General features: G+C 54.2%; 17 protein-coding genes. 11 read left to right on the forward strand and 6 right to left on the reverse strand.

All coding sequences use genetic code 11. The features are described 5' to 3' along the window. Positions 1 to 4: 4 nt before the first annotated feature. The 3 genes from ACOTYH_RS16925 to ACOTYH_RS16935 form a co-directional block, all read right to left on the reverse strand. Entirely contained in the window at positions 5 to 775 is a 771-nt protein-coding gene (locus tag ACOTYH_RS16925) for a GlxA family transcriptional regulator (protein WP_223230145.1), read from the reverse strand. 353 nt (positions 776 to 1,128) lie between these two features. Then, positions 1,129 to 1,608 (reverse strand): hypothetical protein, encoded by a 480-nt coding sequence (locus ACOTYH_RS16930; RefSeq protein ID WP_023302856.1) that lies wholly within the window; start codon positions 1,606 to 1,608, stop codon positions 1,129 to 1,131. Position 1,609: 1 nt separating this feature from the next. Next, positions 1,610 to 2,398: a winged helix-turn-helix domain-containing protein gene (locus ACOTYH_RS16935; RefSeq protein WP_032668878.1), complete on the reverse strand. Its 789-nt coding sequence runs from the start codon at positions 2,396 to 2,398 to the stop codon at positions 1,610 to 1,612. A gap of 834 nt (positions 2,399 to 3,232) precedes the next feature. Here ACOTYH_RS16935 and ACOTYH_RS16940 point away from each other — a divergent pair. From ACOTYH_RS16940 to ACOTYH_RS16965, 6 genes are read left to right on the forward strand one after another with little or no spacing between them, the layout of a single operon-like run. Continuing rightward, entirely contained in the window at positions 3,233 to 3,835 is a 603-nt protein-coding gene (locus ACOTYH_RS16940; protein WP_015570068.1) for a helix-turn-helix domain-containing protein, read from the forward strand. A 52-nt stretch (positions 3,836 to 3,887) separates the two neighbouring features. Continuing rightward, complete coding sequence (locus ACOTYH_RS16945) at positions 3,888 to 4,472, forward strand: fimbrial protein (RefSeq protein ID WP_015570069.1); 585 nt, start codon at positions 3,888 to 3,890, stop codon at positions 4,470 to 4,472. 53 nt (positions 4,473 to 4,525) lie between these two features. Further along, positions 4,526 to 5,203, forward strand: coding sequence for a fimbrial biogenesis chaperone (locus tag ACOTYH_RS16950; protein ID WP_017693983.1), 678 nt, complete (start codon positions 4,526 to 4,528; stop codon positions 5,201 to 5,203). A gap of 23 nt (positions 5,204 to 5,226) precedes the next feature. Beyond that, entirely contained in the window at positions 5,227 to 7,752 is a 2,526-nt protein-coding gene (locus tag ACOTYH_RS16955; protein WP_047733214.1) for a fimbria/pilus outer membrane usher protein, read from the forward strand. After that, a complete protein-coding gene (locus tag ACOTYH_RS16960) occupies positions 7,743 to 8,261 on the forward strand; it encodes a fimbrial protein (RefSeq protein ID WP_015570071.1) in 519 nt (172 codons plus the stop codon). The genes ACOTYH_RS16955 and ACOTYH_RS16960 overlap by 10 nt, the downstream gene beginning before the upstream one ends. Beyond that, on the forward strand, positions 8,261 to 9,268 hold the full coding sequence (locus tag ACOTYH_RS16965; RefSeq protein ID WP_017383645.1) for a fimbrial protein: 1,008 nt from the start codon (positions 8,261 to 8,263) through the stop codon (positions 9,266 to 9,268). Before ACOTYH_RS16960 ends, ACOTYH_RS16965 begins: the two co-directional genes overlap by 1 nt. Before the next feature lies 1 nt (position 9,269). Here the strand turns inward: ACOTYH_RS16965 and ACOTYH_RS16970 are convergent, their stop codons facing one another. Continuing rightward, on the reverse strand, positions 9,270 to 9,794 hold the full coding sequence (locus ACOTYH_RS16970) for a lipocalin family protein (RefSeq protein ID WP_421637837.1): 525 nt from the start codon (positions 9,792 to 9,794) through the stop codon (positions 9,270 to 9,272). A gap of 117 nt (positions 9,795 to 9,911) precedes the next feature. On the opposite strand from ACOTYH_RS16970, the gene ACOTYH_RS16975 reads away from it, so the two are divergent. From ACOTYH_RS16975 to ACOTYH_RS16995, 5 genes are all read left to right on the forward strand, one after another. Further along, complete coding sequence (locus ACOTYH_RS16975; protein ID WP_032103799.1) at positions 9,912 to 10,637, forward strand: MerR family transcriptional regulator; 726 nt, start codon at positions 9,912 to 9,914, stop codon at positions 10,635 to 10,637. A 99-nt stretch (positions 10,638 to 10,736) separates the two neighbouring features. Next, a complete protein-coding gene (uraH, locus tag ACOTYH_RS16980) occupies positions 10,737 to 11,147 on the forward strand; it encodes a hydroxyisourate hydrolase (RefSeq protein ID WP_017383647.1) in 411 nt (136 codons plus the stop codon). Between the two features lie 102 nt (positions 11,148 to 11,249). Continuing rightward, complete coding sequence (locus ACOTYH_RS16985) at positions 11,250 to 12,209, forward strand: YbgA family protein (RefSeq protein WP_126765730.1); 960 nt, start codon at positions 11,250 to 11,252, stop codon at positions 12,207 to 12,209. 146 nt (positions 12,210 to 12,355) lie between these two features. Further along, positions 12,356 to 13,444: an AAA family ATPase gene (locus tag ACOTYH_RS16990; protein WP_023295682.1), complete on the forward strand. Its 1,089-nt coding sequence runs from the start codon at positions 12,356 to 12,358 to the stop codon at positions 13,442 to 13,444. 262 nt (positions 13,445 to 13,706) lie between these two features. Continuing rightward, positions 13,707 to 14,189: an Hcp family type VI secretion system effector gene (locus ACOTYH_RS16995; RefSeq protein WP_023298995.1), complete on the forward strand. Its 483-nt coding sequence runs from the start codon at positions 13,707 to 13,709 to the stop codon at positions 14,187 to 14,189. Between the two features lie 24 nt (positions 14,190 to 14,213). Here ACOTYH_RS16995 and ACOTYH_RS17000 read toward each other — a convergent pair whose 3' ends face one another. After that, a complete protein-coding gene (locus ACOTYH_RS17000; RefSeq protein WP_015570079.1) occupies positions 14,214 to 14,531 on the reverse strand; it encodes a DUF1493 family protein in 318 nt (105 codons plus the stop codon). Then, positions 14,531 to 14,983: an STM2901 family protein gene (locus tag ACOTYH_RS17005; RefSeq protein ID WP_045339827.1), complete on the reverse strand. Its 453-nt coding sequence runs from the start codon at positions 14,981 to 14,983 to the stop codon at positions 14,531 to 14,533. The genes ACOTYH_RS17000 and ACOTYH_RS17005 overlap by 1 nt, the downstream gene beginning before the upstream one ends. Positions 14,984 to 15,056 lie beyond the last annotated feature (73 nt).

The following is a 15,056-nucleotide window of genomic DNA, read 5'->3' on the forward strand; positions in this document are numbered from 1 at the left end:
ATATTCAGCTCTGCGAAGTGCGCCACACGCCAGGCGTACAACCATACTCCGTCTGAAAATGACGAATAAAGTGCGCGCAGTCGCTGAACCCCATCCGCTGCGCAATATCCGTCACGCTTTGCTGTGAGTTCTTCAGCAGCCAGCAAGCATAGCGCAGTCTGGCGCTGCGGATAAATTCGCGGGCCGTTTTGCCGAATTCTGCGTGGAACAGTCGGTTGAGCTGGCGTTCACTCAATGCCACTTCTCGCGCAAGCCCGGCGGTGGTGAGCGGCCGGGTCAGGAACTGTTCTATCAGCATGACGGCGCGGCGCAACCGCGAGTCAGGGATAAGCGCAAAATTCGCCGGACGCGGGGTGGCAATTTCATGCGGAACGAGCGACAAACGCTGACAGGTGGTGCTGGCGATATCATCCCCGGCATGGGCGCGGATAAGCTCAGTTGCCAGCGTCAGGGTGGAAATACCGCCCGGGCAGGTCAGCACATCGCCATCGTCGATGAAATCATACCCTTGCTCAGCATAAACCAGCGGGAAAGCCTGCCGAAATGCATCAAGGTGGAAAGGATGGATGGACGCTCGTCGTTCATTCAGCAATCCTTCCTGTGCGAGGACAAAACTGCCGGTGCCAATGCCAATGAGCGGAACCCCGGCATGGTGGGCATGTGCCAGATATGCTTTATCCCCCTGATACCCTAAGTCCAGATACTGCAATTCACCGCCGATAACAGCAAGATAGTTAAAACTGTCCGGCGGCGCATGGGGGGAATCCGGTCTCATGATAATCCCCGCATTGCTGATAATCGGGATATCAGGAAATTCACTTATCAGGCTGATTTTAAATGCTAATTTATCCTGAGCTTTCGCTGCATAACGCAGCGCCTCCAGCAACCCGGAGACGGCCAGGAGTGAATAACGGGGCCATAATATCAACCCAATATGCAGACACTTTTCCGGTACTGATTTCCCCCCATCGGAGGAGTCAAATACACTTTTCATTTACTTGCCAAATTTAAAATTAATTACATTATCGCAACATGATCTGTCGCACTTTTTATTACTAAGGTAATCCTGATATTTTAAATCAAGCATAAATGAGACGGGAGGAAAATATAATGTTTTTCTCGTTTATATCATTCTTTTTTTGAACCACGACACACATATGTCGGTAATGTTCCTAAGGTAAAGATATAGTTACCATTATGTTGTTCATTGATCCGCATATAAATACTCTTGCCCGGATAGACAAAGAATTGCGGTTCATATTTTTCCAGCCAGCTGTCGTCGACATTATCGTCCGGGAACGTCATATTTTTTTCTGACGTCAGCAAATAGAGATGATCCTGTCTATCCACCCGAAAGGAAATTTTCCTGTCGATGGTTTTACCCGGATCGCTCTTTGCCCGGCCATTCATGCTCAGGGTGCCGAATTTCCCGTCGAAGGTGTAATTCAGCCAGACCGTCAGCGTCTCATCCGGATGGTGCTGTACCAGATTAGCCTGACATGAAAAAGGCTGAACGTAAGTTCGGTGCCACAGGTAATAGCCCGTCAGCACGCCTGCGGTGACGAGGCCCGTCACGATGATATACAGCATCTGCCGAAAACGAGTCATGCTAGCTATCCTTCAGGAAATAATCAGATATACAGCGGTTCGGCTCTTTCATTGGCCGGTCGCAGCGAATAACCGACGCACGAGGAAGCAGAGCGTACCAGCTGATGTAAACCCAGGGATATTGCGCGCATTCAGCCTTGAATTGTTCCACATAGGTCAGCGCGGAAGCGCGTTCAGCGTGAGTCTGAATGTCATTCGCAAGATAAACGCGACAGGCTCCGACGGATGCCGCAAAACGGTAATCCTCAACAAAACGGTTTTCTGTGGCGTTCATATATCCCGTCACACCTGCCCCGGCCAGGACGATCAATAGACCCATGACAACAGCCAGCCAGCGCGTGGGCTTCCTGGCAACGGGTGTTGCTGGCTCGGAGGGTGCAGAGACCTCCTCGATCGCTGGCGCCTCCCCACATTGTTCCTCTGCGGGTTGAGGCGCGACGGGTGAAGACTCTCTGACGGTTATTTGCGTGTCGCTTGCCAGCGTCAACCCAATCCGCGGAATGGTAACGATAGGGTCAGTTTCAAAACCAATCTTTTTGAGCCCTTTGCGCAGGATGGAGATGTTCTGGTAATAGGTATTGGAGGAGACAAGCATGCCGCGGCTTTGCCAGACAATATCAAGGAACTCTTGCTGAGTGACAATCGACCCCGCTCTGTCGATTAATAACAACAGGCATCGGCCTGCTGGCGAATTTAACACAACCACACGGTCAGGATTGTTGATATCACGTAACGTGCTGGCCGCAGGATGAAATTCGACGATATTATTTATAATGTAATGCTTATGCATAGGGGCAGTATGAATTCTCCGGTTAACAGATGTTGAACCTGGGTCACCGCATGTATGGGATGACATTCACGTCGGGATTAATGTGACTGATTAACGTCATGCTGTATATCTTCGCCATTGGCGAAAAATCTTAATTTATATTTCATCCCTTAAGCTTCACTGAACCTGCATAAGAACTCAACCCTTGTAGAATGCGGCTTGCAGAGCCGCTTCATCCACGATCATCCTCATTATGATGTTTTGTGAAGTGAATTTCCGCTCCACAGAAGTATCTGACTACCGGCAGCATCTCATTTATCAGGGCCTCATCTTTTGGCGCACTCCTCGCCTCTTGACATTGACAAATATCTACATAAAAAAACATTGTACGCCACGGACATGCGTGTCTAAAATATTCAGCACCCTTAAGCCTTAAGTTTTCTCAACCTGACCAGTATCAATAACTTACATGGTTTTTGTATGCTTTTAAGCCACCTTTCTATCAGTTTTTATCGATGATAACATTCGTAAATTGTTATTCCCCGTCAGCAACTTCACACCCGCACTGACACCAGACGACAAACTCCTTACAAAACATTTATCAAAGCTAAATTTTCATTAAAAATAGCGGCTATCATAATTTACAGAAAGCGAAGCGGAATAAGACCAATCAGAGGGAAGCGTCGTAACCGGTCTCGATCTTAGTAATTAATACAATTTTAGATTAATTCAGATTACCTCTTTATTGGCCGACGTATAGTAGGCCTACAGTATGCAATACGTCATTGCTTCGAGAATACTGGCGATAACCTTATAAATAATTCGCCTGATTACTATTATAAATCGAGGAATAACATGACGAACAATAGCCAAATAACACAGCATATAACTGTTGCACTGATGGGCGGCGATCATTATGCAAGAAACGGCATTAAAACATTATTAAGCAGCATCCGCGACGACCTTCACATCATTATCATCGAAGGAGGTTATCAGGAACTGGATAAGGCGCTGTCGTCGATTCGTATCGATATCTTATTTATATCCGGCGCAGAGAAATACCATACAGGGTATGACTCACTGAAATATTTAAAAAAAATCAAAGTCACGCAGCCTGAAGTGATTATCTGCCTGTACTCAACCTCTGCCCATTCCCTGTTATGGGTCCGGGAAGATATTGATGCCTATATCTCGCTACAGAACACGGTTTATCAGTGGCGGATAAAGCTAGCAAAAATGGTCGATAGCCATTATCGGCCCCAAAAGCAGCCAGCGGCGTTATCGCTGACGCCAGGAGAAAGGAGGGTATTAAAGGAACTCAGGAACGGACTAGATATACGTTACATCGCAGAACTGGAGAAACTTTCTTATCGCCGCGTGAGCGCCTTAAAAAGCTCAGCGATAAGGAAACTCGGGCTCAGGAATAAGACAGATTTGCTGGTCTTTTTAACCAGTTAGACCTGCCGCTTTCAGAGCAAATCTCGTAATAAAAAAATCAAGGAACTATGAAATGAAAGCACGCCTTACTTGCCATTCTCTGCTGGCATTAAGCATTGCCGCCCTGCTGCCAGCGGGCTCAGCACTGGCCGCCACCACCAGCGGCGGCACGGTTAACTTCAGCGGTAAAGTGGTGACCTCCGCCTGTGCCATCAGCGCCGGTAGCGCCAATATCGACGTCGACATGGGTGAAGTGCGTACCGCCACGCTGGCTGCCGCAGGCAGTGAAGCCAGTACCGCAAAAGCCTTCTCCATCACCCTGGAAGATTGCGAAATCGCCGATACCTCGGCGTCCACGGAAGATAACCCTATTGCCGCAACGACCGTGGCTATCACCTTCACCGGTACACCGGACAGTACCGATGTGAATAGCCTGGCCGCGGGAGTAAACGGCGGCGCGGGCTCGGCGCAGCATGTCGCTATCCGTCTTTATGACGAACAGGGCAACGTCGTCAGGCTGGGTGAGCCGGCAGCAGCGATCCCCCTGCGTGCGGGGGCGAACATCCTGAACTTCAGCGCGAAATATTACTCCCCACTGGGCAACGCCACGGCGGGTGATGCCAGCGCGGTCGCCACCTACACCGTGACCTATTCGTAATCTTCAGGCCCGGTCTGCTGGCCGGGTCTGACTCAGCTTTCAGGAGACGCACTATGCGCGTAAACACATGGATTTGTCTGGCTGGCACGTTATGTTCATCCGCCGTGTACGCAGGCGGCGTGGGGTTAGGCGCAACGCGGCTGATCTACACCGGCGCGGCTACGCAGACGATGATGCAGGTAAGAAATACCCACCCTGATGCCACGTTTCTGATCCAGTCCTGGATGGAAGACGAGAAAGGGAGCCGTACCAACGACTTCGTCATCACGCCGCCGCTGTACGTCATGAAGCCCGCCAGCGAAAGCGCGGTGAAAATCATGTTCAGCGGCGACGCCCTGCCAGCCGATCGCGAGACGCTGTACTGGATGACGGTCAAAGCTATCCCACAGCAGGTTAAAAACGGTTCCGGCAATTCGCTGCAATTCGCCTCTGCCAACCGCATCAAGGTCTTTTATCGCCCGGAGCGGCTCAGGGAAGGTGCAGGGGAGGCATGGAAAAACCTTGCCGGCGCCTACCGCGCGGGCAAGGTCACGCTGACCAACCCAACGCCGTATTACCTCACCACCATTAACGTGAAAATTGATGGCAGGCCGGTGTCGCCCGTCATGGTGCCGCCGAAATCCAGCGTGACGCTGGCAGACACCTTCAGCCATGCGAGCAGCATGAGCTACCAGACGATTAACGATTATGGGGCCTGGACGCCCGTTACCCGCACGTCATTGTCCCAATAATAAAAACAGTAAGGCGTGACCACATGAAAATTAAAATCCTGTGCGCCACGGCGATCGCCCTGGTGATTCGGCAAGCCGTGGCTGCCGAAAGCGAGCTGCAATTTAATCCTGCGTTTCTCAACGGCGAGCGCGCCAACAGCGCCGATCTCGCCTGGGTCAACGCCGGGAGCGCGTTGCCGCCGGGCGAGTACAATCTTAACGTGTATATCAACACCCAGTTCGCGTTCACAGGTAACGTCACGTTTCGCGTCGCTGAAAACACCGCCGGTGAAGCCCTGCCGTGCCTTACGCCTGCGCAATTCGCCGCACTTGGCATCGACAGCCGTCAGGCTAAAGGGGGTGAGCTGCCGCCTGCGCAGCGCTGCATTTTTTTAACCCAGTCATTCGCCGATACCCGGTTTGATTTTGACCAGAGGACGCTTACCCTCAACTTCACCGTACCGCAAAGCGCGATGCGCGCTCTGCCGCGCGGGTACGTCAGCCCGGAGAGCTGGGAGTCCGGCATCCCTGCCGCGTGGCTGAACTATGTGGTCAATGGCGCGAATAATGACTACCGGGGCGAGACGCGCACGCGGGAACAACAGCTGTTTGTGAGCCTCAACAGCGGCGCCAACCTGGGCGCATGGCGGCTGCGTGATTTCACCACGTGGACCAAAGAGAGTAACGAGCTCACCCACGTCCAGACCTGGCTACAGCGGGATATCCGCGCCCTGCGTGCCCAGGTTTATGCCGGTGAAACGTTCACCTCATCGCAGGTGTTTGACGCCGTTGGCCTGCGTGGGGTTGCCCTGAAGACCGATGACAATATGTTGCCCGCCAGCCTGAGCGGTTACGCGCCCGAAGTGCGCGGCATCGCGCGCGGCAATGCCACGGTGACGGTTCGCCAGAACGGTAACGTCATCTATCAAACCTCCGTTCCGCCGGGGGCGTTTGTGCTGAAAGATCTCTATCCGACCTCTTCCGGCGGCGATCTCGCGGTCACCATTCAGGAGAGCGACGGTAGCCAGACGCAATACACCCTGCCCTTTGCCAGCGTGCCGAATCTGGTGCGTAACGGTCAGGTCAAATATGCTCTGGGTGCGGGGAAATACCGCCCTGCGGGCAATCAGATCTCGCCCTCCTTCGCGCAGGGCGAGCTGTTCCTGGGCTGGCGATACGGCCTCACGTTTTATGGCGGGGCGCAGTTTTCCGATCGCTACAACGGCCTGGCCTTCGGTATCGGGCAGAATCTCGGCCGCTTTGGCGCCTACTCCCTCGACCTCACCCATGCCCGCAGCCAGCTGGCTGATAACCAGCACTACACCGGTGATTCGGTGCGCCTGCGGTACAGCAAGCTGCTGAACGATATCGGTACGCGAGTCAATTTCTTCTCGCTGCGTTACTCAACGGCAGGGTTTTATACCCTCAGCGATACCACTTACAAAGGCATGGCGGGCGGAGCGCCAAAACAGACCGTGGAAGACGATGGCACCGTCACCACTCACTACGACACGGTTTACAACCTGCATATGTCGCGTAAGGCAAAAAATCAGCTGCTGTTGTCGCAGCCGATGGGCGAATACGGCGCGCTGTCGCTGTCCTGGGATCAACAAACCTACTGGAATACGTCAAAAACCACGCAAAGTTTGCAGTTCGCGTGGAACGCGACGTTTCGTAACCTGTCGCTTGGCATCAGCGCCCAGCGTAGCTCTGGCCTGTACGACAACAAGAAAGACAATATCCTCGCGTTGTCCCTGTCGGTGCCGCTGGGTAACCCGGCGCTGTCGACCCGTCTCCGTTTTACCGCTACCCATGCGGATCCCGCTGGCACCACCGCCAGTACCGGTGTCAGTGGTTATCTGCCGGGGCAGGAGAATCTTTTCTATAGCGTCAACCAGCGCTACAGCGCGCAGCAGCACTACGGCGGCGATGCCGCGCTGCAATACGAGGGCGCGTGGGGAGACTATAACCTGGGCTACAGCTACGCCGGTGACTCCCGCAACCTCAGTTACGGGATGAGCGGCGGTGCGGTGCTGCATGAGGATGGTCTGACGCTGAGCCAGCCGCTCGGGAACACCAATATTCTGGTGAAAGCCCCGGGCGCCAGCCATGTCGCCGTGCTCAACCACAAGGGCATCAAAACCGACAGCCGGGGCTATGCGGTGATCCCGTACGCCACGCCGTATCGCGTTAATCAGGTTGCGCTGGATGTCACCACCGTGGGCAATGACGTGGAACTTGAGAACGCCATCGCCAATAAAATCCCCACCGACGGGGCACTGGTTCGCGCCACCCTCACCACGCGTCAGGGGGCAAAAGCGATGTTTATCGTACGTCACGCTAAAGACGTGCTCCCCTTCGGCACGCTGGTCTCGTCAGAGGATGACAAAGCCAGCGGTATCGTCGGCGACGGCGGCAGCGTGTATCTGACCGGCCTGTCAGCGGAGGGAACCTTGCATGCCGTATGGGGGCGCGACAGCGCCCAGCGCTGCACGATCCGCTATGCGCTGAACCCGCAGAATTATCACGCCCGCACCGGGCTTTATTCCCAGGAGGTCATATGTCAGTAACCATCCGGTTCCTCCCCCTGATCCTGCTGATGTTCATCACCGTTCCCGCGCGCGGCTATGACGTGCTGGTTTCCGTGACCGGCAACGTGATCGGCAATACCTGCATTGTCTCGGAAGATTCGAAGGAGCAAAACGTGCCGCTGGGCACCCTCGGCGTGAAGCAATTTAGCGAGGCGGGCGCGGTCAGCAATATCAAAACGCCCTTCACGCTCACCCTTGAAGCGTGCGGCCCCACCTTTGCTGGCGTGAAAATCCGCTTCAGCGGTACGCCGGATGACGAGAACCCGCAGCTTCTGAAAGTCGCTGACGGCGGCGCGACCGGCGTGGCGGTGCAGATTCTGGATAAAGACAGCGTACTTATCCCGCTGGACACCCAAACCGCTGCTTACGGCGCGGCGGGGGATGACAGCGTAAAAATGACCTTCTATGCGCGACTGGCCGCCACGGGTGCGCCGGTCAATGCCGGAGACGTTTCGGCAGTGGCGACCTGGACGACGGAGTATCAATAATGCGTTTACTGTTTTTAGCCCTGTTTTTCATGTCCTCTCAGGCACTTGCCCTCTCCTGGACATCGGATATCACCCTTTCGCCAACGCCTATGTCGTGGTCCGGCCCGGCAGACTCCATCGTGCCTGGAAAGACGATCGGCTCTGAATGGAGCGCCTCTGCGAGCGTCTCGGAAGTGTTCTGGTGCGGCCTGGTATTTACCTGCTCCAAAGGGACGCTGGAGCCGAGCAGCAGTATAACCGCCACCGGCATCACGGTTATTCTTGATGGCGCAAATTACATGGTATTTGAAACGGGCGTGCCCGGCATCGGCTTCATTCTTGGGCTTAAAGATTATAACGGCACCACCTATGTCCCGATGCAGACGGGCATTACGCAGAGCTATCCGGCCGATGGGACTAACGGTTACGCCACCGCACTGGGCTGGTCGGCAAAAGTGACGTTTATCAAGACCGGCGTTCCGCTGAAATCCGGCGTATACCAGACCCCGACCATTAACGCGGCGATCCTGACGGCCTATAACAACGAAGTGAAAACCGCGCAGGTGATCATCAACCCCACCACCATCACGGTGACGGCAAGCGGCTGCACGGTAGGCACGAAAAGCGCCAACGTCGACCTGGGCACCATTGATATTCACACGCTGCCCAGCGTAGGCAGCACCTCGCCGTCGGGGGAGTTTAACGTCAGCCTGACCTGCGATGAGAACGTGGCGGTTAACGCAGTGATGACCGATCAGACCACACCGTCAAATACCTCGTCGGTCGTGACGCTGACCGGGGACTCCACGGCCTCCGGCATTGGCGTACAGTTTTTCTATAACGGTACCGGGCCGCTTATGATGGGGCCGGACAGCTCGTCCGCAGGTACGACAGGACAGTTTTTCATCCAGACCACCAGCTCGGCACAAACGCTGTCCCTGCCGTTCCAGGCGCAGTACATCCGAACCGGTGAACTGGTCCCCGGCTCGGCCAACGCCCTGGCAAGCATCACCTTTTCGTATCAGTAGGTTAGTGCTTCACCCACACCAGCTGATCGACCCGGAAGCCCAGCTCGCGTGCGGTGTTCAGGTAGTCCTGTTTTACCACATCCGGAATGGTCGGGGTGCGCGATAAAATCCACAGATAGTCGCGGTTCGGGCCGCTGACCAGCGCGTACTGGTACTTATCATCCAGCTTGATCACGTTATAGCCGCCGTAGAACGGGCCGAAGAACGATACCTTCAGCGCAGCCGTGGTCGGTTCGCCGGTAAAGTACGCCTTTCCTTCGCTCTCATTCCATTTTTTCTTCACCGGATCGTAGCCGCGGTTCAGTACGCTGATACCGCCATCGCTGCGATTGCCGTACGTCGCGGTGACCTGTTCCAGACCGCGCTCGAAGCGATTTTCCAGTCGGGCGACTTCATACCATTTGCCGAGATAGCGGCTGGCATCAAAGCCGGTAATGGGCTGCACGCCTTTCGGCGGCGTGGGAGATTTACAGGCAACCAGCGTCAGCGCAATGGCGACACCGGTAACGACAGGCCATAGCCTCATGAGAACTCCTTTCATTTACGCGGTTGGACGTTAAGTGTAGCGCACCCGTGCGGCGCTTCATCCCGTCGTGGAATATTCGTAGTATATTGAGACAACTCCTTCTCTTCGGATGCAGACATGGCTTACTCCATCGGCGAATTCGCCAGACTCAGCGGCATCACCGCCACCACGCTGCGGGCGTGGCAGCGACGCTATGGCTTGCTCAAACCCGAGCGTACGGACGGCGGTCACCGCCTGTACAGCGATGAGGACGTTCAGCAGGCGCTGAAAATCCTCGACTGGGTAAAAAAAGGCGTACCCATCGGTCAGGTAAAATCACTGCTGGAACGCCCTGCGCCGCGCCGCGCCAATAACTGGCAAACCCTGCAACAGGCCATGCTGCAAAAGTTGCAGGAGGGGAAAATTGAGTCCCTGCGTCAGATGATTTACGACGCCGGACGCGAATACCCAAGGCCAGAGCTGGTCACTAACGTGCTGCGTCCGTTGCGCAGCCAGATATCGGCCAACGTCGCCGCCGCCATGACGCTGCGTGAGATCCTCGACGGCATCCTCATCGCCTATACCTCGTTTTGCCTTGAGGGCGATAAAAAAGCGCCGGGCGATAACATCCTCATCAGCGGCTGGCATCTGAACGACCCCTGTGAGATCTGGCTTGAAGCTCTGACGCGCACCGGCCAGGGCCACCGCATCGACATACTGCCGGTTCCCCCTGCCGCGCTGGCCCCGGAAATTTTCCCGGACCGCAAATGGCTGCTGGTCACCAGCGGTAAACTTACCGCCGTGCGGAAAAAGCAGGTTGCGCAGTGGCAGCAGCAGGTTTCCCTTGAGGTGATTATCCTCTGATTATTTTCTGCTGAGGCAATCTTCACGAAAAGTTGAATATTTTTTCGCACAGCGAGTGCTAACGTTTTCCTGTCACCGACAACTCAACAGGAAAACACGATGAAAAAGACACTCCCTCTGATGATGCTGGCTACAATGGCTTTCGCGCCTGCCGCGTTCAGCGCCCCGGCAGGCACCCTGAGCGTCCACGTTCTGGACCAGCAAACCGGTATGCCGCCAGCGGATGTGGCCGTCACGCTGGAGAAGCAGGAGCAGGACAAGTGGACCCCGATTGCCAGCGGTAAAACCGACCACGACGGGCGCATCAAATCGCTCTATCCGCAGGATCAGGATATGGCGCCTGGCGTGTATAAAGTGACCTTCAAAACCGCCGATTACTTCCACGGTAAAAAGCTGGACTCCTTCTTCCCGGAAGTGCCGGTGCTGTTCACCGTCACCCGCACCAATGAAAAACTGCACATCCCGCTTCTGCTCAGCCAGTACGGTTACTCAACCTACAAGGGCAGCTGATTGCTCTTGATTTTAAAGACGATTTAAAAATAATCCCGCCAATACTTGGACAAATACGCATTGTTGTGTAACTTTTAGGTATGAGATCGGGAGGTGCACACCATGACAACAAAACCTGTGCTGGGTATTAGCGGATGTTTGACCGGTTCCGCCGTTCGCTTTGACGGCGGGCATAAGCGTATGGGCTTTGTGATGGATGAGCTGGCGCAGTGGGTCGCTTTCCGTCCGGTATGCCCTGAAATGGCTATCGGCCTGCCCACGCCTCGTCCGGCGCTGCGTCTGGTGATGACCACCGGCGGCGAGACAGAAATGCGGTTCAGCAAAGCGCCGCACGATGACGTCATGCAGAAGATGGCCGCATTTACGGCAGATTATCTGCCGAAAATCGGCGATCTGGCGGGTTTTATCGTCTGTGCAAAATCCCCCAGCTGCGGCATGGAGCGCGTGCGGCTGTACGACGAAAACGGCAACCGGGGCCGCAAGGAGGGTGTCGGGCTGTTCACCGCCGCCCTCCTTGAAACTTTCCCCTGGCTGCCCGTCGAAGAAGACGGTCGCCTGCACGATCCGGTACTACGGGAAAACTTTGTTGAGCGCGTTTTCGCTCTCCACGAACTGAACGTAATGCGTAAAAATGGCCTGACGCGCCGTGCCCTGCTGGACTTTCACAGCCGCTATAAGCTTCAGCTTCTGGCGCACCATCAGGCAGGCTACCGTGAAATTGGCCCGTTCGTGGCATCACTGCACGAGTGGGACGATCTGGACGCGTTTTTCGTGGCCTATCGCGACAAGCTGATGACCATTCTGAAAAAACCCGCTTCGCGGAAGAATCACACTAACGTGCTGATGCACATTCAGGGCTATTTCCGTAACCAGCTGAACAGCCGCCAGCGTGGAGAACTGCGTGATGTGATCCTGCATTACCGGGACGGGCTGCTGCCGATCCTCGCGCCGCTGACGCTGCTGAAGCATTATCTGGCTGAATACCCTGACCGGTATCTGATGACGCAAAACTACTTTGATCCCTATCCTGATGATTTGGGTCTGCGTCTGGCCGTTACCTGATAAGAAAGAAGCGAAGGCCCTGTTGACCCACAGAGGCCCAAAGCAGTACCCCGTTTAGACGACACCCTCACTGTCGTCTTTTTTTTGCGCTCAGCGTAAAATACTGTAATTCTGTACAGGTTAAGCGTGCACAGCGGAGTACCCCGATGATCAAAAATTTGCATATTCAGAACTACCGCTCAATTCGCGATATGTCGCTTGAGCTGGAACAGCTCAATATCGTGTTCGGCCCCAACGGCACCGGAAAATCCAATATTTATAAAGCGATTTACCTGATGCACAGCGCGGCGCAGGGGCAATTCTCCCAGGCGCTGGCGAACGAGGGGGGAATTTTGAAAGTGTTCTGGGCGGGAAAAACCCGCAGCGACCAGCTGCGACGCATGAACCTGGCGGTGGAAACGGAAACCTATGAATATGAGCTTCAGGTCGGGTTCGTGGAAAAGCTGCCCTACCCCTCACAGTTTCAGCTCGATCCGGTGATCAAGGAGGAATCTATCTGGCTCGGCGGACAGCACCGTCGCCCGTCGTCACAGCTGATGAAGCGTAAGAATCAGGCGGTATTCCTGAACAACGTGCATCACGAAAAAGTGACCCACAGCGGTACGCTGTATGAGAACGAGTCGGTGTTCGGTCAGCTCGGTGAACCGCACCTCTACCCCGAAGTGTCGCAGATGCGCGAGTCCCTGCGTAACTGGCGATTTTATCACGAGTTTTCCGTCTCATCCGGCTCGGCGATCCGTGCCCCGCAGGTGGGCTTTCGTTCCCCGGTGCTGGCCAGCGACGGCGCGAACCTGGCCGCCGCGTTTCAAACCATTGTCGAAATTGGCGACGAGCTGCTGCTGATGCGCATTCTCGACCAGGCCTTCCCCGGCTGCGTGTTTTACAGCGACAACACCGGCGGGCGCTTCCGCATGATGATGCAGCGCGAGGGGCTGAGCAGACCGCTGGAACCGGCAGAGTTCTCCGACGGCACGCTGCGTTTTTTGTGCCTGGCGGTGGCGCTGTTAAGCCCGCGCCCTCCCGCATTCATCGCCCTCAACGAACCGGAAAACAGCCTGCATCCGCAGATGCTGCCCGCCCTGGCAAGCCTCATTGCCGAGGCCAGCCGCTATTCGCAGATCTGGCTCACCAGCCATTCGCCGGAGCTGGCGCATTTGATTGAGAAGCACCGATCGTTTTCGCTGTATCAGCTGTCGATGGCGGAGGGGGAGACGAGGATGGAGAGGCTGGGGTAATTGCCATCCTCACCGGTAGTGCTGAGAGAACCGCTTTTTATCTTTTCTGGAAGCGTTATAAGTTAACTCCTTATTTTGGTTAAAATTTGCCTGGTCAATGTCTTAAAAGGACATCGATTGGGTGTAAACATGATCTGGTTTCACCTTTCCATGCGTATAGCGGACATACGCTGGAGCGTATTGACATACTTGATGGAAAGGATAGGTATGGGGTTTTAAAGCACAATAATGACGTTATTCAACAAAATAAGGAAATAGAGAAATGTCTATACCAGCATACTTATGGCTTAAGGACGACGGCGGAGCATTAATCAAAGGCGGAGTTGATGTTCAGCACAGAGAGTGCAGCATTGAGGTAAAAGGGTTCCACCACAACCTCATGATCCCAACAGATAACGCAACCGGCAAAATAACCGGTACACGTATGCATTCCCCTATGCTGATCATTAAAGAATTCGACTGCTCTAGCCCATATCTTTATAAAGCAGTTGCGACAGGTCAAAGCCTGGTGTCAGCAGAAATAAAATGGTATCGGATCAACTACTCTGGACAGGAAGAGGAATACTTCAACATGCTGCTTGAAGGCGTGCGAATAGTTTCGATTTCACCAGCAATGGCACCAGGGGATAACCCTAACGAAAACCATATGGAAACGGTCGAACTGCGTTACGAGAAGATTACCTGGAAGCATAACGACGGGAACATTATCTTCAGCGATGCATGGAACGAACGCCAGTCAGCATAGAACGCACAAGGGGCGCTTAGCCCCTTAATCATACAACCAGCGCCCCGCTTTGGCAGACTCAATAATCATTTCGAGCGTTAGCGGCTTGTACTGACGATCTCGAAACTTCTTTCTAAGCCCAAACTGGTACCAAAAAAGCTCGGGCTCAAAGTAGTTATCCATGACAAAGTTGCTGTGCTCAATTTCATACCGGTTGAATAGGTCGAGCAGCATCTCCTCCAGATCTTCAGGGACGAGGTTAAAATGCTCCTGGAAGGTCCATTCCTTAAGGGCAGGACGCTTACGTTCACTGTAATTTTCAGTGATGTAATCTAAAAACTCTTGCTCATCCGGCAACAACATTAGAAATAAGTCCAGGCAATCCGATCTTTCGGTCGGGCAATGAGGTTGTACTTGTTTCTGGTTTCTCTGGCAACTAGGGCAAAGATAATTACCGCCTGGGCATAGCCAACAAAGGGAACTGCTCTTCCCACGACGGCCCCAACCTTATTTGTCTGTCTGGTTTTACCCATACCGATGATCGTCTCCACTCTCATGCCTTCAGGAAAGTGGCCCCCCTTTAAAATGCGACGCGCTACCTTAGACGCGATACTTGTACGCGAACCGGACGCACCCAATACCTTACGCTTGGGTAATATAGGCTGCCCCGCCAGGATTGTTGCAGCAGTCTCCACAGTTACGCCCAGATGGTTCGCCAGACCCTCAGCGAATATCAGCAAAAATAGCTCCTGTGGGGTTACGTTCGCATTCCCGTGATAGAAATACGTCCCGCCAGATTCCTCTACTGTGTCCATAGCATAATCCATTAATTAAAGAGATAAAGGTTAAACCCTTATCTTTATTAAGGATAACAAGGCAATACCACTT

Origin of the sequence: Enterobacter cloacae complex sp. SHL001 (assembly GCF_049236825.1) — a bacterium.
GTDB classification, from domain to species: Bacteria; Pseudomonadota; Gammaproteobacteria; order Enterobacterales; family Enterobacteriaceae; genus Enterobacter; species Enterobacter hormaechei_C.

Excerpts from the sequence above, each read along its gene's own strand:
- ACOTYH_RS16955 (WP_047733214.1), top strand. The coding sequence starts at position 5,227 with ATGAAAATTAAAATCCTGTGCGCCACGGCGATCGCCCTGGTGATTCGG.
- ACOTYH_RS16925 (WP_223230145.1), bottom strand. The coding sequence starts at position 775 with ATGAGACCGGATTCCCCCCATGCGCCGCCGGACAGTTTTAACTATCTT.
- ACOTYH_RS16960 (WP_015570071.1), top strand. The coding sequence starts at position 7,743 with ATGTCAGTAACCATCCGGTTCCTCCCCCTGATCCTGCTGATGTTCATC.
- ACOTYH_RS16930 (WP_023302856.1), bottom strand. The coding sequence starts at position 1,608 with ATGACTCGTTTTCGGCAGATGCTGTATATCATCGTGACGGGCCTCGTC.
- ACOTYH_RS16995 (WP_023298995.1), top strand. The coding sequence starts at position 13,707 with ATGTCTATACCAGCATACTTATGGCTTAAGGACGACGGCGGAGCATTA.
- ACOTYH_RS16945 (WP_015570069.1), top strand. The coding sequence starts at position 3,888 with ATGAAAGCACGCCTTACTTGCCATTCTCTGCTGGCATTAAGCATTGCC.
- uraH (WP_017383647.1), top strand. The coding sequence starts at position 10,737 with ATGAAAAAGACACTCCCTCTGATGATGCTGGCTACAATGGCTTTCGCG.
- ACOTYH_RS16985 (WP_126765730.1), top strand. The coding sequence starts at position 11,250 with ATGACAACAAAACCTGTGCTGGGTATTAGCGGATGTTTGACCGGTTCC.
- ACOTYH_RS16975 (WP_032103799.1), top strand. The coding sequence starts at position 9,912 with ATGGCTTACTCCATCGGCGAATTCGCCAGACTCAGCGGCATCACCGCC.
- ACOTYH_RS16965 (WP_017383645.1), top strand. The coding sequence starts at position 8,261 with ATGCGTTTACTGTTTTTAGCCCTGTTTTTCATGTCCTCTCAGGCACTT.
- ACOTYH_RS17000 (WP_015570079.1), bottom strand. The coding sequence starts at position 14,531 with ATGTTGTTGCCGGATGAGCAAGAGTTTTTAGATTACATCACTGAAAAT.
- ACOTYH_RS16940 (WP_015570068.1), top strand. The coding sequence starts at position 3,233 with ATGACGAACAATAGCCAAATAACACAGCATATAACTGTTGCACTGATG.
- ACOTYH_RS16950 (WP_017693983.1), top strand. The coding sequence starts at position 4,526 with ATGCGCGTAAACACATGGATTTGTCTGGCTGGCACGTTATGTTCATCC.
- ACOTYH_RS16990 (WP_023295682.1), top strand. The coding sequence starts at position 12,356 with ATGATCAAAAATTTGCATATTCAGAACTACCGCTCAATTCGCGATATG.
- ACOTYH_RS17005 (WP_045339827.1), bottom strand. The coding sequence starts at position 14,983 with ATGGACACAGTAGAGGAATCTGGCGGGACGTATTTCTATCACGGGAAT.
- ACOTYH_RS16935 (WP_032668878.1), bottom strand. The coding sequence starts at position 2,398 with ATGCATAAGCATTACATTATAAATAATATCGTCGAATTTCATCCTGCG.
- ACOTYH_RS16970 (WP_421637837.1), bottom strand. The coding sequence starts at position 9,794 with ATGAGGCTATGGCCTGTCGTTACCGGTGTCGCCATTGCGCTGACGCTG.